This is a genomic window from Lysinibacillus sp. GW823-FHT06C08 (genome assembly GCF_058795135.1).
The window spans coordinates 29,207-53,987 of sequence record NZ_JBXAHN010000012.1; the positions used below are offsets into that span (position 1 = coordinate 29,207).

Below are 24,781 nucleotides of genomic sequence, written 5' to 3' on the forward strand. Positions count from 1 at the left end.
TCCCATAACAACAGTTGTTATGAGACTTTACATTTTAATAAAATAATAATAATAATGTTCCTACAATAAAACAGTAGTACGTAAAATAGCTAAGTTTACCACTTTTCATTATGCCCATAAACCAACGCATGGCAAAGTACGTCATAATAAGTGTAGCTAGAAAAGTGGCTGCATAAGGAAGCGCTAACGCACCTTTATTAGGCTCATCTAAAAAATCAGTTATTCCTAATACGACCCCACCTAAGCTTACTGGAATATAAAGCATAAAGGAGAAACGTAAAGCTGTATCCTGTCTCATACCTACTGCAATAGCTGAAATAATCGTCGCACCTGATCGGCTAATACCTGGTGTGAGAGCGACTGCTTGCCCTAACCCGACAATAATGGCATCCTTCGCACTTAAATCTGCATCTTTTTTCTTCCCACGCTTATTACGAATCAACCATAAAGCCGCACCCGTAACAAACAACATGAGCGCAATTGTCGTCATACTCACATTGTCTGCAATAACATCACTTAATAATACTCCTAAAACGCCCGCTGGAATAGAACCTATAATGATATACAAGGCAAAACGAAAATCAGCATTGTAGCGCTTCTCACGTGTTTTCAAGTACAAGAAAAAATGGGAAATCAATCGTACTATATCCTCACGATAAATATAAACAATAGCAAGTAACGATGCTGTATTGGTTAGAATGGCGAACGTAAACCCTTGTTCACCAAGCCCTAGTATTTCGCTGGCAATCATCACATGTCCACTTGACGATACCGGAATTGGTTCTGTAAACCCTTGGACAAGACCAATAATGATATGCTTCACAATTAACACAATATCGATATTTTCCATAAAAACCTCCTACTAAGTATGTATGTCCCAAACGTTACATTAGACGTCAAAATTAGCATAAAAGTTCTGGAATCAATCCATAAAAAAAGTCATCTCAACATGATATTGAGATGACTTCATAAAAAGGCTATTAATTAGCAAGCTTATTTTCAGCTGCTTGCACAGTGTTGAATAGTAACATTGTGATGGTCATCGGTCCAACACCCCCTGGTACAGGTGTGATATGAGACGCTATACCATCTACTTCAGCAAAGTTTACGTCGCCGCATAATTTATTGTTGTCATCACGATTAATGCCAACATCAATTACAACAGCCCCTTCTTTCACATGCTCTTTTGTAATAAAGTTTGCACGTCCAACAGCAGCAATTAATATATCCGCTTGTTTTGTAAATGAAGGTAAATCTGGCGTTTTGGAATGAGTATACGTTACCGTAGCATCTTTTTGCAATAGTAGTTGCCCCATTGGCTTACCTACAATATGACTGCGTCCTACGATTACAGCATGTTTTCCTGCAATCTCAATTCCTGAATACTCAAGAAGCTTCATTACGCCAAAAGGAGTACAAGGTAAAAATGTTTCTTGGCCAAGCATCATTTTCCCAACACTGACAGGTGAGAAGCCATCAACATCCTTCTCGACAGCAATTGTCGCAATGACTTTATCCTCATCAATATGTTTTGGAAGTGGTAATTGTACTAAAATACCGTGAATATCTTCACGTTGATTTAATAGTTGAATTTGTGTTAATAATTCCTCTTGCGTCGTTTCTTCAGGTAATTTAATCAGTTCCGAATACATACCAATTGCTTCACAAGATTTTTGTTTATTTCTCACATATGTAGCTGAAGCTTGGTTGTCCCCAACTAACACAACCGCTAAACCAGGTGTTAACCCTTGTTCTTTTAAACGAATTACACGCTCTGCTACAGCATTACGAATTTCTTGACCAATCTCTTTACCATTAATAATTGCACTTGACATAAACCTTCGTTACTCCTTCCAATTCAACACATTATTCTTGTTCTGTAAATTTAGAAAGTACACCATTGACGAATTTAGATGAACTATCATCGCCAAATGTTTTACATAACTCGATTGCTTCGTTTAGTACTACTCTTTTTGGTGTTTCTGGCATGTATAACAGTTCGTATACAGCTAGGCGTAAAACAGTTCTCTCAATTTTGGGTAAACGGGCAAGTGACCACTTTTCAAGATGCTGTTCTAATGTAGCATCAATTTCCTCCAAATGTTCAGCTGTTCCAGTAACAATTTTTTCGTAGAAGGCATTTGTCGGTTGGCCTTTAATATGACCCATTGCTTCTTCAACTGTTAAATCTGTATTGTCTAGCTGAAACAAAACTTGCAACGCTTTTTCGCGTGCTTCATGTCGTTTCATGTAAAGCTCTCCTTCTTAAGTGGCATTAAGGTTTATAATAGCATAAAATCGCCTGAGAAACACGATTTCAAGCAAGTTTTCAATAATCTGAAACCTTTTTCAAGAAACTTTTTGCGCATCTAACAATTCGTCTCGAGCATTCCAAAATGCTTGTTTAATTCACAAAATGTTATAATAAAGAAAATTGAAAGAATCTACAGAGGTGTTCACAATGCAATATGAAGCTATTTGCACGAGCTGTAAAAAACCATTCAAGCTCCAAGAAGGTGAAGCACAATACAAACAAATGAAAGAACGTGAAGCTCACCTATTTTATTGCGAAGAGTGCAAGCATAAAATTCGCTTTGATGCCATCCGAAACTTCTTTAGCTACTACTAGTGGAGGCCATTATGAAGGAACATTATTATACAATCGGTGAGGTTGCCAAACTGTCCAATCTATCCGTTCAAACGTTACGTTATTATGATCAGATCGATTTATTTAAGCCTGCTTATACCGATACTTATACCAATTATCGCTATTATAAAGACAGTCAAATTTTCTATTTAGATATCATTAAATCACTTAAATATATTGGCATTTCGTTAGAGGATATAAAGAAAGCGCTCAAATTAACGTCTGAAGAACTACTTGACTTTTTTGCTCAGCAAGAGCAAAGAATTGATACTAAAATTTCACGCTTGAATGAAGTAAAAAACACGTTATTAAAAACCAAAAAGCAATTACAGGAACAAATCGATATCCCCTTCTTTGGTGAGGTATATATACAAGTAGAGGAAGCCATGCCCATTTTACAAGTGACAACTACCAAATTAACTCCAACTTCTAGTACCAATACATATTACGCAACACTTACAAAAATTATTGAGAAGGAAGGCAGTGTATTAAATAGTCGCTATGGTTGTATATATCCGCTCGCTCCCTATGAAAATGTGAATGCAATTATTTATGACGCCATTTTCACCCCGCTATTAACAGAGCGAGTATTTTCGAAGCTATCGTCGAATATTGAACAAACCATTATACCTGCTGGTACATTTGTCTGTATTGCATTTATCTACCATCCGGATACCTACTTTTCTTTTTATGAAAAATTAAGAAATTATGTCATGCCTCAGTCAGAAGCTTTTGAATCTCAAGTTTATGAACTGTATATGCCCGCAACCCTTACTTTAGAGCATGAAAAGAAATTCATTGTTGAATTAAAGATTCGAAAAATACAATAAAGATACAATCTCCCTTTATGTATAACTGTCCACATTAATTTCCAAACTGATAAAAAATCATCAAATTGAAAACAAATCTTTTGACCCTATAGTTACTATAGGGTTTATCGTAATACATGGAAATATTCTAGTAGAATGTCAATTTCATGTATCGTGAACGAATAAAAGGAGAACATTATGAGCAAGAAGCAAAATATAACATTAGCAATTTTACTATCGAATCTATTCATTGCCTTTTTAGGTATTGGTTTAGTCATTCCAGTTTTACCAACCATCATGAATGAGCTTCATATTTCAGGCTCTGTCGTTGGTTATATGGTGGCAGCCTTTGCTATTACGCAACTGATCGTGTCACCTATTGCAGGTAAGCTAGTCGATAATATTGGCCGCAAAGTCATGATTGTTGCAGGGCTTTTTATTTTTGGACTTTCTGAGTTTTTATTTGGATTGGGACGTTCCATTGAAGTCCTCTTTATTTCTCGAATGTTAGGTGGCGTGAGTGCGGCCTTCATTATGCCAGCCGTCACTGCTTATATTGCCGATATTACAACACTATCTCAACGCCCGAAAGCCCTTGGCTATATGAGCGCTGCAATTAGTACAGGCTTTATAATTGGTCCTGGAATTGGAGGATTTCTAGCCGAATATGGTACACGTGTACCTTTCTATGCGGCCGGTGTCCTTGGCCTTATAGCAGCAATCTTTTCATTGGTATTATTAAAAGAACCAACACGTGCTGGAGATAAGGAAGATACACCAACATCAATTTTAGGGAGTGCCAAGCGAGTATTTAGCCCGCTTTATTTCATTCCATTTATTCTTATTTTCGTCCTATCATTTGGCTTAGCTGCATTCGAATCATTATTTAGTTTATTCGTCGACCATAAATTCGCCTTTACGCCATCAGATATCGCCATTATCATTACAGGTAGTGGAATTGTAGGTGCATTGGCACAATTATTACTATTTGATTGGCTGACAAAGAAAATGGGGGAAATTAATGTCATTCGCTATTCGCTGATCCTCTCAGCGGTCTTAACTTTTGCTATGACTATCGTGAATCATTATTTTGCCATCTTATTTGTCACATTCTTTATTTTTGTTGGTTTCGATTTAATTCGTCCAGCAGTCACTTCTTATTTATCTAAGATTGCTGGCAATGAGCAAGGGTTTGTGGGTGGTATGAACTCTATGTTTACAAGCCTTGGTAATATTTTCGGTCCTATTTTAGGCGGAATATTGTTCGATATTAATTTGAACTATCCATATTACTTTGCCACAATTGTTTTAGTAATTGGTGTCATCCTTGCGTTATTCTGGAGAAAACCAAAGCATATTGAATTATAAACGGACAGCGATACAATATAATATTATGAATGAATTTCCAAATTTAAAAAGGATTGCCCACAGATATGTCATCTACGGGCAATCCTTTTAGTTTTATTCATGTACTACAGTTTCTTCTTTTTCGAAATGAATCGCTGTAATATGCACATTTACTTCTGCAGTTTCGAGTGCTGTCATATTAAAAATAGCTTGGCGTATCTGTGTTTGTACTTCCTTCGCTACCTTAGGAATGGCATATCCATATTTCACAGAGCAAAATACATCAATAGCGATTTCACCCGTTTCTGTTACACCTGATTTAATCCCTTTATTGTGTACCTTTTTACCGAAACGTTCCACGACACCTGTCGCAATATTACCACGTGTTGCAGCAATGCCTTCGACCTCATTTACTGCGATCCCTGCCACAACCTCGATAACCTCTGCCGCTACTTCAATTTTTCCAAGCTCTTCTTTTCCAGAAGGTGTTGGTTGTACGAAAGATTGTCCTATTTTCTCTGCCATACAAATATCATCCTTTCCCTTACACATCACAAACAAATGCTGTACTTACATATATTATACTATAAAAAGGAAGACTTGGCTGTCGAAAGCCGTTTTAATTTATAAAGAAGCTTCATGAAATGATTATTATTGATCTTCAACATTTATTAAATAAATCCCCTTGTCAAAGCCTCCGCGCTCCATTTTCTTCTGATTACGGAATGCCTCAAGCTCTTCATAGCTCACACCTAGTGCACTAATTGCTGTATATACTAGCTCTAAAATATCTACTAACTCCTCAACCTCATCTTGTACAGTAGTAGCTTCATGAAACTCCCTAGCTTCCTCGAGCATTTTTGCTTTCACTTCCGTTAAAAGCTCAATTGGTTCTAGAGTACGCGCACGATAAGTTACACCTTTCGCATCCATTATTTCTAATATATTATCTCTTACTAGCTTATTATATACAGGCATCTTGATCCCCCTCCTCAACTGCTCTACCCAAATTATACAATGGTATAAACAAAAAACCTCTAACTGCAAAAAAAAGTTAGAGGCTTTTCAAATAACGACCGCTTACTTCACTTTTTCTGCTACACCCAATACTTCGTTCTCTTCAAGGAACTTCGTATTGAATTGTGCTGATTTGAAGACGTCATTGTTCATGAATGCTTGGTGGAATGGAATGGTTGTTGCACTTAGTTTATTAGGAGTAGGATTTATGTGAATGATGAATCTCATATATGCTAGTCCTTTTTATGCTTTCAAATCAATCATAAGAACGCTCATAGGTGCTACAGTCGCTTTGAACACTTCTACAAGATTTTGCAATCTCCATTTAACTACCAACTCTTACTCTAATATGTTATGTTTTTAAATAAAAAGAATTTTCTGTTAGTAAAGGAAAAGATAGAAAATATGAGGGGGGAATGAAGATGAAAATTAGAACAGCAACAATTCAAGATGCACAAGGTATTGGAAAGGTTCATGTTGACAGTTGGAGGACAACCTATAAAAATATTGTTCCTGATAGTTTTTTAGATAAATTATCCTATGAACAACGAGAAAAATTATGGGAAAGAAATATCATCAGAGAAGATAATTATGTTCTTGTCGCTGAAAATGAAATTGGAGAAACTGTTGGCTTTGCAGTTTCTTCAACTAGAGAAACAAACGTTGAACGTAATTCAAGTGACTTAACCTCTATTTACCTACTAGAAGAATATCAAGGCAAAAGGATTGGAAAACTTTTATTGAAAGAGTTATTTATGTATTTTAAACAGAGTGGGTATCAGTCAATATTTGTAGAAGTATTAGCAGAAAATAAAACACGTTTTTTCTATGAATATTACGGAGCGGAATATGTGAAGACGGTGCAAATTAATATTGGTGGAAAAGTGTTAGAAGAATACGTCTATGTGTGGAATGATATTGATAAGGTTTTGGAAAAACTAAAATAGGAACTATGATCAACCATTCGACATTCAAAACAATAGTTATCATACTAAGGGCTTGTGAGTATGATTCAACCTCATTACAATCAAGTCCTTTTGCTATGCTCTCACAATCAAATGTGGGAGAATAATCCACTTGAACAAACATCTACTAAACGTTTAAAAGTTTATATATATTCACTGATTGACGCTTTACGAACCCCTACAGACGCATTTGCCCTTTCACCATTTACAAAGCACTTTTAATTTCTACACCCTTCTTAGCCTCATGTCATTCAGCTACATCAATCATTAGCTTTGGTGGAGTAAAGAGTATCGTATCTTCCTCTTTAAACGTACCATCAAAGCTTGGTAGCTGTATAGCTTCTGTCATATCTTCTAAATCAAAGTCCCTTGTACGCTGATCTTTTCTAGATAAACAAAAAACCTCTAACTATAAAAGTTAGAGGCATTTCAAATAGCGAACGCTTACTTCACTTTTTCTGCTACACCCAAAACATCGTTCTCTTCAAGGAACTTCGTATTGAATTGTGCTGATTTGAAAACGTCATTGTTCATCAATGCTTGGTGGAATGGAATCGTTGTATTGATTCCAGGACCAGATACTTCAAATTCACCTAGCGCGCGATTCATTTTCGCAATCGCCTCTTCACGTGTATCGGCATGAACAATAAGTTTTGCCACCATTGAATCATAGTATGGTGGAATTGTATAACCTGCATAGACAGCAGAATCAATACGTACACCATAGCCACCTGGCGTTACATACGTATCCACAGTTCCTGCTGAAGGCATGAAGTTTTTATAGGCATTTTCTGCGTTAATACGGCATTCAATAGCCCAACCATTTAATTGAATATCATCTTGAGTGAAAGGTAGTTTTTCACCAGATGCAATTTTTAATTGTTGTTGTACAAGATCTACACCAGAAATCATTTCTGTTACTGGGTGCTCTACTTGGATACGCGTATTCATTTCCATGAAGTAGAACTTGTCCTCTTGATAGTCATAAATGAACTCAATTGTTCCAGCACCTTCATAGTCACAGGCTTGGGCTGCTTTTACGGCAGCTGCACCCATTTCAGCACGGCGTTCAGAAGAAAGAGCTGGAGATGGAGCTTCCTCTACTAACTTCTGCATACGACGTTGAACAGTACAGTCACGCTCGCCTAAATGCACGACGTTACCATAGCCATCCGCTAAAATTTGGATTTCACAGTGACGGAAGTACTCGATGAATTTCTCTAAATATACGCCAGGGTTACCGAATGCAGCAGCAGCCTCTTTTTGCGTAATATCAATACCTTTGACAAGATCTTCTTCTGTACGTGCTACGCGAATCCCTTTACCACCGCCACCAGCAGTGGCTTTGATGATTACAGGATAGCCAATTTTAGCAGCCCATTCTTTACCTGTTTCGATATCTGGCACAATACCAGTACCCGGAACAAGTGGAACTCCTGCTGCTTCCATTGTTGTACGTGCTACGTCCTTGATACCCATAATTTTAATGGAATCAGATGATGGACCGATAAATTTAATGCCAGCGTTTTCACAAGCTTCTGCAAAATCAGCGTTCTCCGATACAAAGCCATAGCCTGGGTGGATACCGTCAGCACCTGTTTTTTCAGCTACACTAAGTAGAGCTGGGAAGCTAAGATAAGAATCTTTTGATAGCTTTGGTCCAATACAGTAGGCTTCGTCTGCTAATTTCACATGTAATGCGTCTGCATCTGCCTCAGAGTACACAGCAACTGACTGAATGCCTAACTCTTTACAAGCACGAATGATACGCACAGCGATTTCGCCGCGGTTTGCAATTAAAACTTTTTTCATGATTTGCACTCCTTACTGAGCTTTTACAAGGAATAATGGTTGGCCGTATTCTACTAATTCGCCATCTTTCACAAGTACTTCAACGATTTCCCCTTGCACTTCTGCTTCAATTTCGTTGAATAATTTCATTGCTTCTACGATACATACAATTGTTTCGTTCCCTACTTTGTCGCCTGCTTTTACGTAAGCTGGTGAATCTGGGTTTGGTGATTGATAGAAGGTACCGACCATTGGAGATACAATTTTATGTAGCGATGGGTCGTTAATCGCTGGCGCCGCTGCAGTAGGTGCTTCTTCCACTTTAGCTGGTGCTGCTACTGGAGCTTCTGCTGGTGCAGATTGTTGTACAACAGGTGCTACTACTTCTTTTTTAGGTGCTACAGTTTCTGTAACAACAATATTATTCTTTTTTAACTTAACTTTTGCGCCATCTACCTCATACACAAACTCGTCAATTGAAGAAGAATCTACTAATTTAATAATTTCGCGAATTTCTTGAATTTTGAACATTTCTAACTCTCCTTATGAAATAAAATCTACTACAATAACTATTTTATATTTTTTCGAATCAATTTGAAATAGTTAAATGAAAATTAAGTAAATATGAACAAAATAAAAGGCTTTCCTTTACTAAGCGAAAGCCTTTTCATAACGCTGATATATAACAACTCTTTTTAAATAAACTAAAAATTTATTATTTTCTATATTTTTAATAATTATTCGCGCTGAACTTTACTTGTACATCATTTGCGCCTTCCATCTCTGTTCTTACTAAATATATAATTTCATTTGCTTGGGATTTTGATAATTCTTCAGCCATGACTGTAACAGAAACTTTTTCTCCTTCAGCACGAACAAATGCATCAGAATAGCCTAATGATTTAATGAGCATTTCAAGCATTGCTTCTGCTGATTCTCGTTTAATAAGACCATCCATTTCATTGAATGCCTCATTTTTTTCGTCAGCGGAAGATTCTTCTGAAGCAATTTTTTGTGTTAACTGCTCACGAAGTTGGCTTCTCTCATCACTAACTTGCATACGCATTTCTTCAAATAAATGACTCGGTGAAGAAACTTCTTGTGTCACATCATTCGTTGCTTTTTGATCTGTAACACCACTTACAGCTGTTTGTTGTAATGTATCATCCGTAAAAATAGTAAGACCATTGAACTGTTTTGCTGGATCAACCAAATAATACACTGAAATGACTGCTACTAAACTTAATAATGTCATAAACCAAACTGTTCTTCTACGTACGCGCATTTACTTTTCCTCCTTATTTTCCATTGGAACGATAATAATTCGATGAATCGGCAACTGCATCACTTGACTGACGACTGCACGAATTTCATTTTTCACAAAGATATCGGATGCACCTTCTGAAACAACTAGCATTCCTGTTACGTTTTTCGCGCCTTGCTCAGTCCCTCGAAAATATTGGCTGAATAGTTTATTGGCATCTTGGTCATCTGTCATCTCTCCATAATAAAAATAGACTTTAACCTCCCCAACACCTTGCATTGCTTTCAGTGTTTGCTCAAGTTTTTCTTCATTCGTGAGCGGTGAACCTTTGTCGTTCGTTGAATTCGTTTGATACATAGGCAAAATGATGAAAATACCAACGGAGGCAGCTACCAGTATTAAAACCATTAATGACGTTGTTTTTTTTCGTGTCTTTTCCACATCACTTGTACATTGCCTCCTTTCATCTTCTCTTTTTCAAGTGTATGTACGCTTGTTTCTTCCTATGAATTGATAAATGGAATCTTTAATAGCAATTGCAAAAATACTAACGTGATGACCAGTTTTGTGAGTGAAATTATTTCCTTATCATCCGTTAGAAACACAAATATCTGACAAACAAAGAGCAATGCCAATAAAAGAATCAATCTATCTCCCCCCTGCCATAACTTGTACGAACACAATGAGGAAAAAACAAGAGAACATAAATGAAAAAGCAATCAAAAATGATACTGCACATAAGGTAAATAGGGATTTACTAATTTGATCTAGTAGTCTACAAATATCATCAAAGGCAATTGGTTCTAAAATAGCCGCAAGCATTTTTAAAGAATAGGCACTGACAACAAGTTGAACAGTTGGAATAAACGATACGGTAATAACTGCGATAAAGGCACTAATGCTAGTAAGGGAGGATGTAAATTGTGTCATATGCTGAAACATTGAAAAGCTATCAACTATAAACGAACCAACCACCGGAATATTTTCTTCAATTAATTTTTTGACTGGCTCAGCTACAGCTGCATTGACGCTAAACGCTGCCACTCCTCCTGCAGTCATCAATAGGACGTAGCAAATAACAGAGGCAGAAACGATACTCATAATGGTAAAGCGAATCAAATCCGCGATCCGTGTAAAAGATATTTCCTTGACAATCACACTACATACATCAAAAACAATGGCTAACAAAACACCAGGAATAAGCCACTTACTACTAATAATTGTGAGAACTTGTACAAAAAACAGCAAAAAAGGCTGCCAGGATGCAATGGCTGTAATACTACTAGATAACATAAAGCTTGAGGTCAAAATAGGATAAAACGCCGTAAATAAATGGGCTAGTCCTTGTGCAATTTCATCAATTAATGTAAAAGATTTAACAACAACTGGTCCTATCGTAGCTAACACAATTAGAAAAAAGAGGATTCTTGTCCCTTTTTCAAATTCTGGTAATATCATGTTGATGATTAAAATCATGATGACATAACTACAAAGCAAAAGTGTCATCTTGAGCAAGAGAAAGAATGGGTCGATTAAAAACGATAGTATTTGCTCCTGCAATGGCTCCGCTCCTTAGTTTAGCCTTTGTAAAATGGCCGACACCTCCTGTAAAACAGCCAAAAATTCTTTGAACCAATACAATAAAATAACAATCTTTACCGCCGTAAAAACAATGTTCCCGAGCACCCTATAGTTATGTTCTACAAGCAGCAATGACACCCATTGCCCGACATAGAACATACTTGCACTAATTAAAATAGCCTTTGCATAAGGCAAAAACGCAAGCGTTTCTAAAAGTTGCTTGACGAAGGGCAATAAAAGTGTCGAGAACAGCATGCCAAAAAGCAAAAACGAAAACATCACACTTATTAGCGCGTGGAGTGGCTGTATGACTTCTTTTATCAGCAATAATAAAAGCAGCATGACAACAGCAACGATAACAATTTCCATTTACCCTACCCGGATGATGTCAGCCATTGAAAGAATGTGAGAATTTCGGTAAAAAATAGACGTAAAAATCGGAGTAGTTCTGCTGTCATATATAAGTAGGCAATAAAAAATAGGAAAAATGAAAATTCCTTCTTCCCTGTTTGATCGAAGAAAACATGAAGAAGCGCAACTACTAGTCCCACTCCAGCAACTCTTAATACGTCTTGTAATTCCATTCCTACGCCCCCTCGTGTACAGCAATATATGTCGCTCTACAAAAAAAAAGACCTCTATACAGTTGTATAGAGATCTCTTCTATGTAAAAATTTTATAGCCATTTATCTACGATACTTTTGACCGTACCAGTTTGCTGAACAAGATGGCTATTTTCGCCCATCCACATCGATAAATATTCGGCATTGCCCTGTTCAGCACTTTCCTTACGAATAGTTGTCGTTAAATAATTTTGCAACGGATAGGGTGCAACTGTCGCATCCTTCATACGTCTAGTAAAATCATTTGCTAGACCCCTTGCTGGTTTACCCGTAAATGCGAGTGTAATGGTTGTTTCCTGTTCTTTTGATGCCAGCACCGCATTTTTATAAAGCGGAGAAATTTCACATTCTTCTGCCACCAGTAAAACCGTCCCAACCTGCACTGCCTGTGCACCGCTCTCTAAAGCCTTCTGAATATCCTCCTTCGTCACGAGACCTCCCGCTGCGATAATAGGAATAGCTATGTTCCCCGCTACCTGCTGCAGTAGGTCATATAAAGGAATCAATTGAAGTGGTGCTGTAAAGGAACCTCGATGACCACCCGCTTCTCCGCCTTGTAGGACCACCGCATCCATGCCAGCCTGTTCAACTAGCTGAGCTTCCGCTAATGTAGTAGCTGTACCAATTGTATATACCCCATGTTCCTTTAACTGTTGGAGCACCTCCGCTGAAGGAATACCGAATGTAAATGAGCAGATCTTTACATTCTCCTCAATAACCGCTTGGACTTGTCCAGCAAAAACTTCCTTGGATACAACGCTTTGTACAGGCGATAGTCCAAGCTCATCATAAAAAGGTTGGAGTGCCATGCGGGCCTTTTGTAAAACCTCGATATCAATTTGCGGCTCCTCTTGTACGAATAGATTGACCGCAAAAGGTTTTGTCGTTAGCTTTTTCACTTCCTGAATAAATTGCTTTGTTTGTTCACCATCTAAGTAACCTGCACCTATAGAGCCTAATAATCCTGCCTCGGTACAAGCTGCAACGAATTTAGGTGATGTGACACCTGCCATAGGTGCTTGAATGATTGGTTGTTGACTATCTAGTATTGTTTGTAGCATAACTCTCACTCCTTACGATTATTGTAGACATTTCTCCCAATAATGACCATCTATCTGATGATAGAAACTTGGAGGGAGACAAGAAAAAAAGAGACAGTTTCTCTATCCATTATCACAATGTCCCGATCGTTTAACAAGAAATGTATAAGAAAAAAATAAAAACCTACCCTTTTAATAAAAAAGAGTAGGTTAATGATCATTAATAATTAAGCACGAGAAACGTAAGAGCCTTCTTCTGTGTTAATGATTAGTACATCACCTTGGTTTACGAAGAATGGTACTTGTACAATAAGACCTGTTTGAAGAGTAGCAGGTTTCGTACCACCTGAAGCTGTGTCACCTTTAATGCCTGGTTCTGTTTCAGTTACTTCTAATTGAACCGTGTTTGGTAATTCAACACCTAGCATTTCACCTTGGTAAGATTGAATATGAACTTCCATGTTTTCTTTTAGGAATTTTAATTCATACTCGATTGCTGCTGAAGCTAGTTCAGTTTGCTCGTATGATTCTAGGTCCATGAATACATGGTCGTCACCTTGTGCATATAGATATTGCATTTTGCGGTTATCGATTTGTGCTTTTTCTACTTTTTCACCAGCACGGAATGTTTTTTCATTCACTGAGCCGTTACGTAGGTTACGTAATTTAGAACGTACGAAAGCAGCACCTTTACCTGGTTTAACGTGTTGGAAATCTAACACGCGGTATAATTGGCCATCAACAACAATTGTTAGACCTGTACGGAAATCGTTTACTGAAATCATTTGTGTTCCTCCAAAGTTTATAAAATAATGAGTTCTTTTGACGAATGTGTGAGTAATTCATTCCCAGTCTCAGTGATTAAAATATCATCCTCAATACGGACACCACCGATACCTGGTAAATAAACACCCGGTTCAATCGTCACGGCCATACCTGGCTCTAGCACTGCATCAGAACGCATCGATAAGCCAGGGCCTTCATGTACTTCAAGACCGATACCATGTCCTAAAGAATGACCGAATGCTTCGCCATATCCTTTTTCTTTTAAGTAGTCACGTGCAATAGCGTCCGCTTGAATACCTGTTAATCCAGGACCCACTTTTTCAAGTGCTAACAGCTGAGAAGCAAGGACTGCATTGTACATATCTACTAATTTTTCAGATGGTTCTCCAACAGCCACAGTACGCGTAATATCCGAAATATAGCCATTGTATAGCGCACCAAAGTCTAATGTAACAAAGTCGCATTTTTCAATCACTTTATCCGTTGCCACGCCATGTGGTAATGCTGAACGAAGACCAGACGCAACAATTATGTCAAACGAAGACTGAGTCGCTCCTTGTTTACGCATGAAAAATTCTAATTCATTCGAAACCTCAAGCTCTGTTTTACCAGGCTTGATGAAGCCTAAAATATGTGTAAATGCGTGATCTGCAATTTCACACGCAGCCTTAATAATATTAATCTCTTGTTCCGTCTTAATCAAGCGAATTTTTTCAATTAGCCCAGAAATCGGCACTAAATCAGCTTGAATATTCGATTTATACAGTTCATATGTGCCATAGCTTACAGTATCTCTCTCAAAGCCCAGTAATTTGATGCCCATATTCTTTACTTGTGTAGCAATTTCTTCAATAATTGTTGCTTCATGCTTAACAATTCGGAAGTCCTGAATTTGCGCGGCAGCTTGTTCTGTATATCGGAAATCTGTAATAAACACAGCATCATTTTGAGACACAATTGCTACGCCTGCTGTCCCTGTAAAACCAGTCATATAGCGGCGGTTATACCCATTCGTAACTAAAATACCATCGATGTTTTGTTCTTGAAGTGCTTTACGTAGCTTTTGTAATTTCAACATAATCAATTCTCCCTCTCGATAAATGTACGTAGTGCCAGTTCATAGCCTTTCGTACCTAGTCCACAAATTTGACCAAGGCAGGCCGGAGCAAGATAGGAATGATGACGGAAAGCCTCACGTTTATGGATATTGGAAATATGTACTTCGATTACTGGCACAGAAATTCCTGCAATAGCATCGTGTAACGCGATGCTTGTATGGGTATATGCACCAGGATTAAAGATGATGCCATCATATTTTTCGTCTTCTGCTTCATGCACCCAATCCACAAGTACCCCTTCGTGATTGGATTGACGAAATTCAACTGTGGCACCTAAAGAAGCCGCAAGATTTTGAACATTTTCTTGAACATCATCCAATGTTTCATGTCCATAAATATGTGGCTCTCTTTTTCCAAGTCGATTTAAGTTGGGTCCATTCAAACATAATAACTTCACGCTTCTATTCGCCTCTTTCTATGTACTTGCCATTTATTTTATCATACACGGCGCATACAGCAACTAATTTACTTTTTGCGCCGTATGCTCCCTCTGATGAAAATTGGCTGTTTCTAACAAGAAACGTAAAAGGCAAACCACGACAACAATGAATGGGATCGAAAGCTTTTTAAAGGAAGAAAGTTGTAATGGTAAATCTAATGCAATCCATTCTAATAAAATCGTTACAAAAAGCCCTAGCAGTAGCGAAGAAAAGACCGCCGGAATGACATAGACATAGCGCATAGTCATATATACAAACAATCCGATGATGAATAGAAGAAATATAAAGAAGGTCCAGTGAAATAATTTAGAGCTTTCTTCAAACCATCCCCATTTTTTATAAAAACCAATCGGATGCCATTTAATAAGATTAAAATAATGCAAACCTTTTAAGCACAATGCTAAAACAAGCGCATTTACAAGTGACGTTATTGTCCCTATTTTCACAATATTTCCTCCCTTGCCCACTAATCATTTCCTAAAATGTACGATTAGTGTAGCCATATAGAAAATTTACTATGCGTAACTGTAGAGGTTTTTGACTAAATTTAGTACAATGGTACAGTTGAAATATATAAAGAGAGTGGTGTTAGCCTTGAGCAATTCACCTGTATACGGGGGACAAGCACAATTAGAAGGTGTGATGTTCGGAGGAAAGGATCATACAGTTACAGCCATTCGTCGTAACGATGATTCCATTGATTATTATCATTTTAAAAAAGTACAAAAGCCTATTTTACAAAAGCTTAAAAAAATCCCATTTGTTCGAGGCGTTGTCGCGTTGATTGAATCAGCAGGCTTAGGTTCTCGTCATATGCAATTTGCAGGGGATCGTTATGATGTAGTACCTGGTGAAGAAGAAGATAATAAAGAAGAAGGATCCAAACTTCAAATGATACTTGGCGTTGCTGTAGTAGGTATTCTTTCCTTTTTATTTGGAAAATTTGCCTTTACACTAATTCCAGTTTTTATAGCTGATTTTTTCTCTAAATGGATTGAAGGAAAAACGGGCCAAATTTTACTTGAAAGCGGTATTAAACTACTATTACTGCTCACATATTTATATTTTATCTCGTTAACGCCTCTCATCAAACGAGTATTTCAGTACCATGGAGCCGAGCATAAAGTCATCAACTGCTATGAAGCTGGTTTAGACGTTACAGTTGAAAACGTCCAAGCACAATCACGTCTACACTATCGTTGTGGTAGTAGCTTTATTCTTTTCACAGTCTTTGTCGGCATGTTCTTATATTTCTTTGTGCCAACTGACCCGCTATGGCTACGTATTTTAGATCGTATTTTATTAATTCCAGTAGTACTAGGAATATCATTTGAAGTATTACAGGCAACAAATGCTTGCCGTAATATCCCTGTATTACGATTCCTTGGCTATCCTGGTCTATGGCTTCAATTGCTAACGACTCGCGAACCAAAGGATGATCAAGTGGAAGTTGCCATTGCATCCTTTAATATGCTACTTCAAGTAGAGCAACAGCCAGAAATAGCAGCAACATTAAATCATGATTAAGGAAAAGGCAGTCCCAACGTAAGTTGTTGGAACTGCCTTTTTTATATAGATGCTAGCCTTGCATTTTTCGTTTAAATGCCATAATCGCAGCTCGATAAACCTATCCAAAGGGATGAAACGTACAACTAAACTTACTTGGAAACTTTCCTATTGACTGTAAGGGCAGTAAATATCCCCATCATACTAGGCAGAATACTGAATAATAAAAACAGCCAATTATTTGTTAGGATCGAGATAATGGTAAAAATAAGTAGTGATGCGACATTGATGCATATACCTAACTTCACATAAGAAGGCTTAAAAGGTATTGGTCTGTACATGTTGATAGTCAAAATGAGCCCAATGATCGCCCAGCTCCCTAAGTGTACAAATAAAAGTACAGCTAAAACCATGGCAGTGCTTAATTTAATCCCAAACACTACTAAAGAAAAGAAAATATAAATTGCTGCTAACGTCAAATACCATGAATAAGATTTCGCCTTTTGCCAAATATGGTCGTGTACTTCATCTAAGCCTCTATTTTTCTTCGCTTTTTTCCTTCCGAACCACCAGCCAAGGATGCCAAAAATCATCCCGCCGTACAGTCCAAGAATACCCCCTATAGAAAATTCCATTATGTCATTCCCTCCTCTTCGAAAATAAAAACTTCCTCAATCGTGCAGTTGAACGCTTTTGAAATATTGTAGGCAAGCTCTAATGATGGATTGAATTTTCCCGATTCAATTGCAATAATTGATTGTCGTGAGACACCCACTACATTAGACAAATCCTCCTGCGTAATCTTTTTCGATTTCCGCAATTCACGAATTCTGTTTTTCATAATGCCTCCTCATTAAATGTAAAGTAAACTGTACATTTAGTAATAAGTAAAGTTTACTTTACATCTTTTATTATGTCAAGCTAGCTTTACAATTTGATTTTCGTTTAAACAATGAGATGTGAGGGGCTTAGCGTAAAAATCCGTTTATTAAAACAGGAAATAAAAAAAGCGTGTTTTGAAAAATCAAAACACACTTGGGATCTCCACACTATTTATTTAGTGTAACCCTTTCTATTTCAACACTTTACTATGAATAATATTTATAATTTTCTGTTGAGCGTCTAGTGCTTCGGGGATGGGCATGACAACAAATACATGGTTCATTTTAGGATAAACAAAGGTTGTAATATCAATCCCTTGCTCGCTTAGTTGTTCATCAAACTTTACTGCATCTGGATATAAACTTTCATGGGTGCCAATAAAATGAGTAATACTCGCTAGACCTTGAAAATCACCATAAATTGGACTAATCAATGGGTCCTTTAGATCCTTATCAGCTGCCCATATCTTTGTGATGACGCTCATTCCTTCACTAGCTAGCATAGGGTCCTTTTCTTCATATTCAGGGATAAGAGGATTTTCTAGACTTAGGTCAACACAAGCCGATAGTAAAATAATATCTTGTGGCTGTGGCAAATGGTTTTGCTTTAAAAGCTGGGCCAAACCAAGTGCTATATTACCTCCTGCAGAATCTCCTATAATCGTTAATTGATTGGAGCTTTCAACCGACTCTAAAATCCTATTATAGAGATGAAGTATTTTTTGGTACGTGTCCTTATGATTAAAATGAGGTACTTTTGGATATATCGGAGCGATAACTTTTGCCTGTAATGCTTGTGCTATTTTATCCATGAACAGCCAGTGTAAATTTAACGGTTGATTCGTCCAAGCACCACCATGAATATAGAGAATCACTTTTTGCTTCGAGGACTTTTGATCATTTAATGTAAAAACTTGCATATCCTCAAAAGTTTGTTCATCCTTAACACTTAAAAATTGAACATCATCCCCAATGACATAAGGCTGATTATTCACAGTTGCTCTTTGCTTGATGAACTGTTTAGCATTTTCAACACTAGAAAAACTCACTTTATTACTCTGGGAAAATAACAACTTTTCAAATAAAACACTTTCTTCAGAACGCTCTCCATTAAAAATTACTACACTCATTACTTTATCCCCTTTCACCATTTTTTTATCTAGCTGGATGTATGAGAACCCTAAATAAACAAGCCTTAAAATCAAATGTCATTAGCTAGTACTTTACAAAATAGGTGTTGTCGTCAAACTTTATTACAATTGACCGGACATTATTTTAATTCCACAAATTGGCGTATACTCCTTCAAATTTGCATGTTAAATATAAAATATCTATCCGCTTCTTTGAAGAAATAAAGCTGGGTTAAAATGAATGAAGTTCCCAAAGCGTTTTTGAGAACTTAATTTTGCTTACCATTTATCCGTATGAACCCGAATCAGTATTATTTTTTATTTTTTATTTTTTATTTTTTATTTTTTAGCTCTAATAGTATAGGTACTATATTTAGTAAGATAGAAACAATTGTCAAAAACCATAATGCCCTTTCCATACCTGGTACTACATCCTCTAAAGCTGCCCAATCTTCTACTTGTACCCAGCTAGATACAAAACTATATTCCGAACAAAGTGTCAATGCTGTAAATGATAACCCCATTGCCATCGCTAGTTTATAATCTTTACCTGTTGTATACAAATAAAGATTTATAAAAGTTGCTACTATAGCAATAAGTCCGAATAGTAACCACATTATTCTACCTCCCTTTTCAATATAGACATAAATTGTAATGAGGATGTTCCCAGCCCTTAATTGGAAATTATTATAATTATTGTTGTAAATCCACACTTTCCTGATGCGACTCCTATATATATAAATGTTTGATTGGTAATGATTCTTTCTTGCTTTAATGGAGATTTTACCATAAGGATATATATTCCAACATAATCAGCCTTTCACCAGAAACATTGTTATAAAAGTATTCCACTCTTCCTTTAAGTACAATACTAATCGGCACCAGAACTTTGTCCAAAACCCATTCTTCAATATCCTCACAATAGATGATGAACATTTAGTCGAATAAGTTTTGATTCTACTGGAGTCATATCAGACCTATAATTTTCAGAAAAATATAAAAAAATAACCTCTTACGGCCATAATACCGAAGAGGTTACTTTTAATCAAAATTTATTACCGTTTTCATTCTTTTATTCAAAGCAACAAGAACATAAAATTTACAGGCCGCATTTTAACTGTGCGCCACAGTTTGTACAAGTATTACAGCCGCCCATTTCTTCGACTGTTCCTTTACGACATACTGGACATGTATTTCCTACGTCCGAGCCAATTACCGTCGTGGACTCTAGTGCTTGAATCGTATCAACTAATACGACTGGACGTGTTGTATGTTCTTCTACTAATTCTTCCTCAAATGATAGTTGATCCATATCATTTTCTTCGGCTTTTAGCGTAAGTACCTGTGAATCACGGCTACCATCCACATAGACCGTACCACCTTTAGCGCCACCTTTATATAGTCTCTCATATACTTTTTCAACTTGTTGTACAGTATAGCCTTTTGGCGCGTTTACTGTTTTAGAGATCGATGAATCAATCCATTTTTGAATAATACATTGTACATCCGCATGTGCCTCTGGTTTTAGCTCCATTGCCGTTACAAACCATTCTGGAAGCTCTTGCTCACTAGCCTCTGGATGACGATCTAAATATTCTTTTACAATTTCAGCTTTCACTTCAATGAACTTACCTAGACGGCCAGAACGGTAGTAAGTGAAGGAGAAATATGGCTCAAGACCTGTTGCTACGCCTACCATTGTTCCTGTTGAACCTGTTGGGGCAACCGTTAATAAATGGGAGTTACGGATACCTGTTGCTAAAATTTGCTCCTTGATGTGAGCAGGCATTTTTTGCATGAAGCCTGTTTCTGTGAAAGCTTTACGTAAACGAGCTGTTTCTTCGTCAGTAGCACCTACTAAGAATGGGAAGCTTCCACGCTCTTTAGCAAGCTCTGTAGACGCCTCATACGCGGTTTCAGCAATTGTTTTAAAGATTTCATCGACTAAAGCATTACCTGCTTCAGAACCGTATTCTTTCTCACAATAAATGAGTAAATCAGCTAGGCCCATTACGCCTAGACCAACACGACGCTCACCAAGTGCTTGTACACGGTTTTCCTCTAAGAAGTATGGAGTTGCATCAATAACATTATCCTGCATACGAACACCAACACGAACCGTTTCACGTAGTGCTTCGTAATCTACAGTTTGATTGTCTTTATTCGCAAATTGTGCAAGGTTTACCGCTGCCAAGTTACACACTGAGTATGGCGCAAGTGGCTGTTCCCCACATGGGTTAGTTGCAACAACGCTTTGACCATATGCCTTTGCATTCGTCATATCATTCGCATTGTCGATAAAGAAAATTCCTGGCTCTGCAGAGTATGTTGCACATACGTTAATTAAATTCCACAATTCTTTCGCTTTGATCGTGCGATATGTGCGGATTTTATAGCCCATTTTCTCCCATTCACGAACGTCACCAACATGATGCCATTCTGTGTTGTAAGCATGCATTTCTTCTTTCGAGTATTCTTCAACCGCTGGGAAACGCAGTTCGAAATCAGCATCGTTTTCAACAGCTTCCATAAATTCTTTTGTTAATGTTACGGAGATGTTTGCACCTGTTAAAAACTCTGAGTTATGCACAGTATATGTGCCACCATCACGTAATTTATTTTCAGCCTCACGAATAATGGCTGTATCAAATCCACCTAAACCTTCAATGCTTTTATAGTTTACAATGCCTTGATACATAGCTTCTTCCTGCATAGAAAGTGGCTTGAAGTTTAATTTCTCTTTAGCTAGACGAATGATTGTTTCATCCGTTGTATTTTCAATTAGGTAACGAAGGATACGTGGGTTTTGCATTTTCGAAATAATAAACTCCACAATATCTGGATGCCAATCGGCAAGCATAATCATTTGTGCTCCACGACGTGAGCCACCTTGCTCTACAAGATGTGTTAATTTAGCAATATCATCTAACCAAGAAACAGAACCTGACGATTTACCGTTTACTCCACGTGCCAATGTGTTGCGAGGACGTAATGTGGAACCATTTGTTCCTACTCCACCACCACGGCTCATAATTTCCATTACTTGTTTACGGTGATCACTAATACCTTCACGTGAATCCGCAACAAAAGGCATTACGTAACAGTTAAAGAATGTTACATCTGTTTCAGATCCTGCTCCGTATATTACTCGTCCTGCAGGAATGAACTTTAAGGACACTAATTGCTCATAAAATTTTTCAAACCATTCTTGGCGTTTTTCTGGTGTTTTTTCAACAACCGCCAGTCCTGTTGCATTTCGTTTAGCGATTTGTTCATAAAAAATCTCAAGAGGCTTCTCTAGCACGTCAATTGAACGCGTAATCACACCCGTTTCTTGCTCCTGTGGATCGTCTAAAACGCTACGATAATCTTCCTCAATCAAAATATCAGCTGTTTTTGTAGTCATGTCCAGCTTTTGAATTGTCCCTAAACCACGTGCAGGGAACTTTGGATCAGCTTTTACCGTTAAAACAACAAAGTCACCGGCTTTTAGTGTTTTCTTTTCTGTGTCTTTAAACGAGTAGCGATCGATCATGACAAGTCTTGATACACCTTTGTGCGTGATGTGCATATCAGGCGTTACAGGGTGTACCTGCGGGAATTGTTCGATATCTTTGTTTAACTGTTCAAATTGATTGTTTACATCGGGTTGATGATTTGTGAGTACCATCGTTTTGCCTCCCTTACAAAATAAATACACAATATCATGTGTTGTTAAACACTACATATTGTGTATATGTCTTTAAAAAAGATACTATATATAGACTTTCAATTCAACTCTTGCTTTTTTCAATAGAATCGTAACTACTTGTAATAGCAAGGATTTAACGCTTAAAAATATTTTTTTTATACCATTTTTTACTTTTTGAAGTTCCACTCATCAGATGCATATTTTTTTTCTTCTAATGCACGGACATATTCTAACTGCTCCTCAGAAAGTGTAAATGGTTTTAATTCAATTTGCAACGATTTTGCAAAACCATCTCGAAAAGCAGTCACACATTGTTCAACTGTCACAGGTTCATCCACAAGACTGTTAATCGCTACTGCTTTCTCTGGTAATTTTCTGCGCATACGATCCTTCGCTTCTTCACTCGAAAAATTAAAGACCGATAATAACTTCTCCTGATCTAAATCTAATAAAATGGCACCATGCTGCAATATAACACCTTTTTGACGTGTTTGCGCACTTCCCGCTATTTTTTTCCCTTCAACTACCAGCTCATACCAGCTTGGAGCATCAAAGCATACTGCACTTTTCGGACTCTTTAAGTCTGCTCTTTTCTCCTCTGTATCAGGGACACTAAAATAGGCATCCATCCCTAAGTTATGGAAACCTTGCAAGATGCCTTCACTTAGCACACGGTACGCCTCTGTCACTGACTCTGGCATATTTGGATAGCTTTCTGTTACGATGACACTATATGTGAGCTCATGCTCATGCAGCACAGCTCGTCCACCAGTTGGTCGACGTACAAAACCTAAGCCTTGCTCACGTACAGCATCTAAATTTATATCTTTTTTGGCTTGCTGAAAATAACCGATTGATAATGTTGCCGGTTCCCACTCATAAAAACGAATGACTGGTGGAATTAACCCCTCACTATGCCAATCAAGTAATGCTTCATCTAGTGCCATATTAAAAGAAGGACTACATTTCCCTGAATTTAAAAAATACCAAGTTGTCATATGTTCATCTCCTACAATTTATAAAAATACCTCAGGCCCCACCTGCGGTTCAACCTTAACGAAGATTACGTTACAGTTCAAGTTGTGGCTTTGCAAACGATATCGACGAATTCGCCACAATCTAGTTAATTTTATCAAACTCATTGGACTATCGCTAGCGCATCTTTTATAATAATAAAGAAGATAGAAAGGGGTAAGAAAATCTTGGACATACTTATCACAATCGGTGTCGTTTTAGTAGTCGTAATTGCATACATCGGTATAAATGCACTAAGACTCAAAAAAGCTGTAACAAACTTAACACAAGAACAATTTATTGAAGGCTATCGTAAAGCGCAGCTAATCGATGTTCGTGAACAAAAAGAATTTGATGCTGGTCACATTCTTGGCGCACGAAATGTTCCTTCCACAACATTACGTCAACGTTATAAAGAAATTCGCCCAGATTTACCAGTATATTTATACTGTCAAAATACAGGCCGTAGCTCACGTGCTGCACTATTTCTTAAAAAACGTGGGTACAACCAAATTTACCAACTTCAAGGCGGTTTCAAAACTTGGACAGGTAAAATAAAAGCCAAAAAATATTAATATTTCCCTAAAAAAAGTCGTCTCAAAGAACTAGGAGACGGCTTCTTTTTATACAAAAAATTCAGAGTTTCTACTATATTATATCTATTGCAAAATTTTAAGTGGCTATTTCGTACACTCTTTCATACTATAGTGATCCTCTCTCCCCTCACTTGTCCCACTCCATTTCTTCACATAAACCTTTCGTATTTACCCATTTGCGCATACTACGGAAATCTTTGTATGTCCAAAAATACTAATTATCGTTAGTAATTTTCATTTATTCACTACATTCTTCTATTTTTCTGAAAATAATATAAATTTCTAGTTGAATATTTGTAAAAGCACTGCTAGGATATATAATATCTTAAAATAATATTTATGTTAAAAAATTAATAAGCTATGAATGCTATGGATCAAACTATAGCAGGAGCAGTTCTGGAGAGAGCGCAATTTGCGTCGCCGAAGGGTTCACTATCTCAGGCAAAAGGACAGAGGAGTAATAACAGCTTTTTTAAGCGATGCCATACGATGGTTACGAATGATTTCATGAACCATCCGTGATCAAATGGTATTT

General features: G+C 37.3%; 30 protein-coding genes and 1 riboswitch. Of the genes, 6 read left to right on the top strand and 24 right to left on the bottom strand.

What is annotated here, in order from left to right:
- Window positions 1–34 precede the first annotated feature (34 nt).
- The 3 genes from AC1Q6O_RS20715 to nusB all read right to left on the bottom strand — a co-directional run bounded on the left by AC1Q6O_RS20715 (window position 35) and on the right by nusB (window position 2,250).
- A complete protein-coding gene (locus AC1Q6O_RS20715; protein WP_492402099.1) occupies window positions 35–850 on the bottom strand; it encodes an undecaprenyl-diphosphate phosphatase in 816 nt (271 codons plus the stop codon).
- Window positions 851–980: 130 nt separating this feature from the next.
- The gene (folD, locus tag AC1Q6O_RS20720) at window positions 981–1,835 is read right to left on the bottom strand and encodes a bifunctional methylenetetrahydrofolate dehydrogenase/methenyltetrahydrofolate cyclohydrolase FolD (protein ID WP_089986073.1); all 855 of its coding nucleotides are present in this window, start codon (window positions 1,833–1,835) and stop codon (window positions 981–983) included.
- 31 nt (window positions 1,836–1,866) lie between these two features.
- Entirely contained in the window at window positions 1,867–2,250 is a 384-nt protein-coding gene (nusB, locus tag AC1Q6O_RS20725) for a transcription antitermination factor NusB (protein ID WP_008179889.1), read from the bottom strand.
- Between the two features lie 211 nt (window positions 2,251–2,461).
- Here nusB and AC1Q6O_RS20730 point away from each other — a divergent pair, with 211 nt between their 5' ends.
- The 3 genes from AC1Q6O_RS20730 (at window position 2,462) to AC1Q6O_RS20740 (ending at window position 4,824) form a co-directional block, all read left to right on the top strand.
- Window positions 2,462–2,629 (top strand): DUF2197 domain-containing protein, encoded by a 168-nt coding sequence (locus tag AC1Q6O_RS20730; RefSeq protein ID WP_083796517.1) that lies wholly within the window; start codon window positions 2,462–2,464, stop codon window positions 2,627–2,629.
- A gap of 11 nt (window positions 2,630–2,640) precedes the next feature.
- Window positions 2,641–3,477 carry a MerR family transcriptional regulator gene (locus AC1Q6O_RS20735; RefSeq protein ID WP_492402102.1) on the top strand — a complete coding sequence of 279 codons (837 nt, stop codon included), beginning with the start codon at window positions 2,641–2,643 and terminating at the stop codon, window positions 3,475–3,477.
- A 177-nt stretch (window positions 3,478–3,654) separates the two neighbouring features.
- Window positions 3,655–4,824 carry an MFS transporter gene (locus AC1Q6O_RS20740; protein WP_008179884.1) on the top strand — a complete coding sequence of 390 codons (1,170 nt, stop codon included), beginning with the start codon at window positions 3,655–3,657 and terminating at the stop codon, window positions 4,822–4,824.
- Window positions 4,825–4,917: 93 nt separating this feature from the next.
- On the opposite strand, the gene AC1Q6O_RS20745 is transcribed toward AC1Q6O_RS20740, so the two are convergent.
- The 3 genes from AC1Q6O_RS20745 to AC1Q6O_RS20755 form a co-directional block, all read right to left on the bottom strand.
- Window positions 4,918–5,328 carry an Asp23/Gls24 family envelope stress response protein gene (locus AC1Q6O_RS20745; protein WP_492402104.1) on the bottom strand — a complete coding sequence of 137 codons (411 nt, stop codon included), beginning with the start codon at window positions 5,326–5,328 and terminating at the stop codon, window positions 4,918–4,920.
- 126 nt (window positions 5,329–5,454) lie between these two features.
- The gene (locus AC1Q6O_RS20750) at window positions 5,455–5,781 is read right to left on the bottom strand and encodes a nucleoside triphosphate pyrophosphohydrolase (protein WP_008179881.1); all 327 of its coding nucleotides are present in this window, start codon (window positions 5,779–5,781) and stop codon (window positions 5,455–5,457) included.
- Between the two features lie 102 nt (window positions 5,782–5,883).
- Window positions 5,884–6,048, bottom strand: a complete 165-nt coding sequence (locus AC1Q6O_RS20755) for a hypothetical protein (RefSeq protein ID WP_164908727.1) — start codon at window positions 6,046–6,048, stop codon at window positions 5,884–5,886.
- A 194-nt stretch (window positions 6,049–6,242) separates the two neighbouring features.
- On the opposite strand from AC1Q6O_RS20755, the gene AC1Q6O_RS20760 reads away from it, so the two are divergent.
- The gene (locus AC1Q6O_RS20760) at window positions 6,243–6,767 is read left to right on the top strand and encodes a GNAT family N-acetyltransferase (RefSeq protein ID WP_492402107.1); all 525 of its coding nucleotides are present in this window, start codon (window positions 6,243–6,245) and stop codon (window positions 6,765–6,767) included.
- A 462-nt stretch (window positions 6,768–7,229) separates the two neighbouring features.
- On the opposite strand, the gene accC is transcribed toward AC1Q6O_RS20760, so the two are convergent.
- The 12 genes from accC to AC1Q6O_RS20820 all read right to left on the bottom strand — a co-directional run bounded on the left by accC (window position 7,230) and on the right by AC1Q6O_RS20820 (window position 15,874).
- Window positions 7,230–8,597: an acetyl-CoA carboxylase biotin carboxylase subunit gene (gene accC, locus AC1Q6O_RS20765; RefSeq protein ID WP_008179874.1), complete on the bottom strand. Its 1,368-nt coding sequence runs from the start codon at window positions 8,595–8,597 to the stop codon at window positions 7,230–7,232.
- A 12-nt stretch (window positions 8,598–8,609) separates the two neighbouring features.
- Window positions 8,610–9,107, bottom strand: coding sequence for an acetyl-CoA carboxylase biotin carboxyl carrier protein (gene accB, locus AC1Q6O_RS20770; protein WP_008179873.1), 498 nt, complete (start codon window positions 9,105–9,107; stop codon window positions 8,610–8,612).
- Window positions 9,108–9,306: 199 nt separating this feature from the next.
- Complete coding sequence (locus AC1Q6O_RS20775) at window positions 9,307–9,861, bottom strand: SpoIIIAH-like family protein (RefSeq protein ID WP_008179871.1); 555 nt, start codon at window positions 9,859–9,861, stop codon at window positions 9,307–9,309.
- A complete protein-coding gene (locus tag AC1Q6O_RS20780) occupies window positions 9,862–10,281 on the bottom strand; it encodes a SpoIIIAG-related protein (protein WP_008179869.1) in 420 nt (139 codons plus the stop codon).
- A 207-nt stretch (window positions 10,282–10,488) separates the two neighbouring features.
- A complete protein-coding gene (locus tag AC1Q6O_RS20785) occupies window positions 10,489–11,400 on the bottom strand; it encodes a stage III sporulation protein AE (protein ID WP_036126944.1) in 912 nt (303 codons plus the stop codon).
- Between the two features lie 12 nt (window positions 11,401–11,412).
- Complete coding sequence (locus tag AC1Q6O_RS20790; RefSeq protein ID WP_492402109.1) at window positions 11,413–11,790, bottom strand: hypothetical protein; 378 nt, start codon at window positions 11,788–11,790, stop codon at window positions 11,413–11,415.
- Between the two features lie 5 nt (window positions 11,791–11,795).
- On the bottom strand, window positions 11,796–12,005 hold the full coding sequence (locus AC1Q6O_RS20795; protein WP_008179863.1) for a hypothetical protein: 210 nt from the start codon (window positions 12,003–12,005) through the stop codon (window positions 11,796–11,798).
- 92 nt (window positions 12,006–12,097) lie between these two features.
- A complete protein-coding gene (locus AC1Q6O_RS20800; RefSeq protein ID WP_089986075.1) occupies window positions 12,098–13,105 on the bottom strand; it encodes an NAD(P)H-dependent flavin oxidoreductase in 1,008 nt (335 codons plus the stop codon).
- A gap of 206 nt (window positions 13,106–13,311) precedes the next feature.
- On the bottom strand, window positions 13,312–13,869 hold the full coding sequence (gene efp, locus AC1Q6O_RS20805) for an elongation factor P (RefSeq protein ID WP_008179859.1): 558 nt from the start codon (window positions 13,867–13,869) through the stop codon (window positions 13,312–13,314).
- A 17-nt stretch (window positions 13,870–13,886) separates the two neighbouring features.
- On the bottom strand, window positions 13,887–14,948 hold the full coding sequence (locus AC1Q6O_RS20810) for a M24 family metallopeptidase (protein WP_492402112.1): 1,062 nt from the start codon (window positions 14,946–14,948) through the stop codon (window positions 13,887–13,889).
- Window positions 14,949–14,950: 2 nt separating this feature from the next.
- A complete protein-coding gene (aroQ, locus tag AC1Q6O_RS20815) occupies window positions 14,951–15,385 on the bottom strand; it encodes a type II 3-dehydroquinate dehydratase (protein WP_036126950.1) in 435 nt (144 codons plus the stop codon).
- Between the two features lie 63 nt (window positions 15,386–15,448).
- Window positions 15,449–15,874 carry a hypothetical protein gene (locus tag AC1Q6O_RS20820; protein ID WP_089986076.1) on the bottom strand — a complete coding sequence of 142 codons (426 nt, stop codon included), beginning with the start codon at window positions 15,872–15,874 and terminating at the stop codon, window positions 15,449–15,451.
- A 109-nt stretch (window positions 15,875–15,983) separates the two neighbouring features.
- Here AC1Q6O_RS20820 and AC1Q6O_RS20825 point away from each other — a divergent pair, with 109 nt between their 5' ends.
- Window positions 15,984–16,955 (top strand): DUF1385 domain-containing protein, encoded by a 972-nt coding sequence (locus AC1Q6O_RS20825; RefSeq protein ID WP_051998125.1) that lies wholly within the window; start codon window positions 15,984–15,986, stop codon window positions 16,953–16,955.
- A gap of 131 nt (window positions 16,956–17,086) precedes the next feature.
- On the opposite strand, the gene AC1Q6O_RS20830 is transcribed toward AC1Q6O_RS20825, so the two are convergent.
- The 6 genes from AC1Q6O_RS20830 to AC1Q6O_RS20855 all read right to left on the bottom strand — a co-directional run bounded on the left by AC1Q6O_RS20830 (window position 17,087) and on the right by AC1Q6O_RS20855 (window position 23,634).
- Entirely contained in the window at window positions 17,087–17,569 is a 483-nt protein-coding gene (locus tag AC1Q6O_RS20830) for a hypothetical protein (RefSeq protein ID WP_089986077.1), read from the bottom strand.
- Window positions 17,569–17,775 carry a helix-turn-helix transcriptional regulator gene (locus AC1Q6O_RS20835; RefSeq protein WP_089986078.1) on the bottom strand — a complete coding sequence of 69 codons (207 nt, stop codon included), beginning with the start codon at window positions 17,773–17,775 and terminating at the stop codon, window positions 17,569–17,571. The genes AC1Q6O_RS20830 and AC1Q6O_RS20835 overlap by 1 nt, the downstream gene beginning before the upstream one ends.
- 231 nt (window positions 17,776–18,006) lie before the next feature.
- Window positions 18,007–18,945, bottom strand: a complete 939-nt coding sequence (locus tag AC1Q6O_RS20840) for an alpha/beta hydrolase fold domain-containing protein (RefSeq protein ID WP_089986079.1) — start codon at window positions 18,943–18,945, stop codon at window positions 18,007–18,009.
- A gap of 332 nt (window positions 18,946–19,277) precedes the next feature.
- Window positions 19,278–19,562, bottom strand: a complete 285-nt coding sequence (locus AC1Q6O_RS20845) for a hypothetical protein (protein ID WP_089986080.1) — start codon at window positions 19,560–19,562, stop codon at window positions 19,278–19,280.
- Between the two features lie 482 nt (window positions 19,563–20,044).
- Window positions 20,045–22,615, bottom strand: coding sequence for a vitamin B12-dependent ribonucleotide reductase (locus AC1Q6O_RS20850; protein WP_089986081.1), 2,571 nt, complete (start codon window positions 22,613–22,615; stop codon window positions 20,045–20,047).
- 188 nt (window positions 22,616–22,803) lie between these two features.
- A complete protein-coding gene (locus tag AC1Q6O_RS20855) occupies window positions 22,804–23,634 on the bottom strand; it encodes a lipoate--protein ligase family protein (RefSeq protein ID WP_025116068.1) in 831 nt (276 codons plus the stop codon).
- Between the two features lie 204 nt (window positions 23,635–23,838).
- On the opposite strand from AC1Q6O_RS20855, the gene AC1Q6O_RS20860 reads away from it, so the two are divergent.
- Window positions 23,839–24,225 carry a rhodanese-like domain-containing protein gene (locus tag AC1Q6O_RS20860; protein WP_008180167.1) on the top strand — a complete coding sequence of 129 codons (387 nt, stop codon included), beginning with the start codon at window positions 23,839–23,841 and terminating at the stop codon, window positions 24,223–24,225.
- A gap of 407 nt (window positions 24,226–24,632) precedes the next feature.
- Window positions 24,633–24,709: riboswitch (glycine riboswitch) on the top strand.
- The last annotated feature ends 72 nt before the right edge of the window (window positions 24,710–24,781 follow it).

Bases quoted from the DNA above. Each gene is read 5' to 3' on its own strand.
- AC1Q6O_RS20715 (WP_492402099.1), bottom strand. From the start codon at position 850: ATGGAAAATATCGATATTGTGTTAATTGTGAAGCATATCATTATTGGT.
- folD (WP_089986073.1), bottom strand. From the start codon at position 1,835: ATGTCAAGTGCAATTATTAATGGTAAAGAGATTGGTCAAGAAATTCGT.
- nusB (WP_008179889.1), bottom strand. From the start codon at position 2,250: ATGAAACGACATGAAGCACGCGAAAAAGCGTTGCAAGTTTTGTTTCAG.
- AC1Q6O_RS20730 (WP_083796517.1), top strand. From the start codon at position 2,462: ATGCAATATGAAGCTATTTGCACGAGCTGTAAAAAACCATTCAAGCTC.
- AC1Q6O_RS20735 (WP_492402102.1), top strand. From the start codon at position 2,641: ATGAAGGAACATTATTATACAATCGGTGAGGTTGCCAAACTGTCCAAT.
- AC1Q6O_RS20740 (WP_008179884.1), top strand. From the start codon at position 3,655: ATGAGCAAGAAGCAAAATATAACATTAGCAATTTTACTATCGAATCTA.
- AC1Q6O_RS20745 (WP_492402104.1), bottom strand. From the start codon at position 5,328: ATGGCAGAGAAAATAGGACAATCTTTCGTACAACCAACACCTTCTGGA.
- AC1Q6O_RS20750 (WP_008179881.1), bottom strand. From the start codon at position 5,781: ATGCCTGTATATAATAAGCTAGTAAGAGATAATATATTAGAAATAATG.
- AC1Q6O_RS20755 (WP_164908727.1), bottom strand. From the start codon at position 6,048: ATGAGATTCATCATTCACATAAATCCTACTCCTAATAAACTAAGTGCA.
- AC1Q6O_RS20760 (WP_492402107.1), top strand. From the start codon at position 6,243: ATGAAAATTAGAACAGCAACAATTCAAGATGCACAAGGTATTGGAAAG.
- accC (WP_008179874.1), bottom strand. From the start codon at position 8,597: ATGAAAAAAGTTTTAATTGCAAACCGCGGCGAAATCGCTGTGCGTATC.
- accB (WP_008179873.1), bottom strand. From the start codon at position 9,107: ATGTTCAAAATTCAAGAAATTCGCGAAATTATTAAATTAGTAGATTCT.
- AC1Q6O_RS20775 (WP_008179871.1), bottom strand. From the start codon at position 9,861: ATGCGCGTACGTAGAAGAACAGTTTGGTTTATGACATTATTAAGTTTA.
- AC1Q6O_RS20790 (WP_492402109.1), bottom strand. From the start codon at position 11,790: ATGGAAATTGTTATCGTTGCTGTTGTCATGCTGCTTTTATTATTGCTG.
- AC1Q6O_RS20795 (WP_008179863.1), bottom strand. From the start codon at position 12,005: ATGGAATTACAAGACGTATTAAGAGTTGCTGGAGTGGGACTAGTAGTT.
- AC1Q6O_RS20800 (WP_089986075.1), bottom strand. From the start codon at position 13,105: ATGCTACAAACAATACTAGATAGTCAACAACCAATCATTCAAGCACCT.
- efp (WP_008179859.1), bottom strand. From the start codon at position 13,869: ATGATTTCAGTAAACGATTTCCGTACAGGTCTAACAATTGTTGTTGAT.
- AC1Q6O_RS20810 (WP_492402112.1), bottom strand. From the start codon at position 14,948: ATGTTGAAATTACAAAAGCTACGTAAAGCACTTCAAGAACAAAACATC.
- AC1Q6O_RS20825 (WP_051998125.1), top strand. From the start codon at position 15,984: ATGGTACAGTTGAAATATATAAAGAGAGTGGTGTTAGCCTTGAGCAAT.
- AC1Q6O_RS20830 (WP_089986077.1), bottom strand. From the start codon at position 17,569: ATGGAATTTTCTATAGGGGGTATTCTTGGACTGTACGGCGGGATGATT.
- AC1Q6O_RS20835 (WP_089986078.1), bottom strand. From the start codon at position 17,775: ATGAAAAACAGAATTCGTGAATTGCGGAAATCGAAAAAGATTACGCAG.
- AC1Q6O_RS20840 (WP_089986079.1), bottom strand. From the start codon at position 18,945: ATGAGTGTAGTAATTTTTAATGGAGAGCGTTCTGAAGAAAGTGTTTTA.
- AC1Q6O_RS20845 (WP_089986080.1), bottom strand. From the start codon at position 19,562: ATGTGGTTACTATTCGGACTTATTGCTATAGTAGCAACTTTTATAAAT.
- AC1Q6O_RS20850 (WP_089986081.1), bottom strand. From the start codon at position 22,615: ATGGTACTCACAAATCATCAACCCGATGTAAACAATCAATTTGAACAG.
- AC1Q6O_RS20855 (WP_025116068.1), bottom strand. From the start codon at position 23,634: ATGACAACTTGGTATTTTTTAAATTCAGGGAAATGTAGTCCTTCTTTT.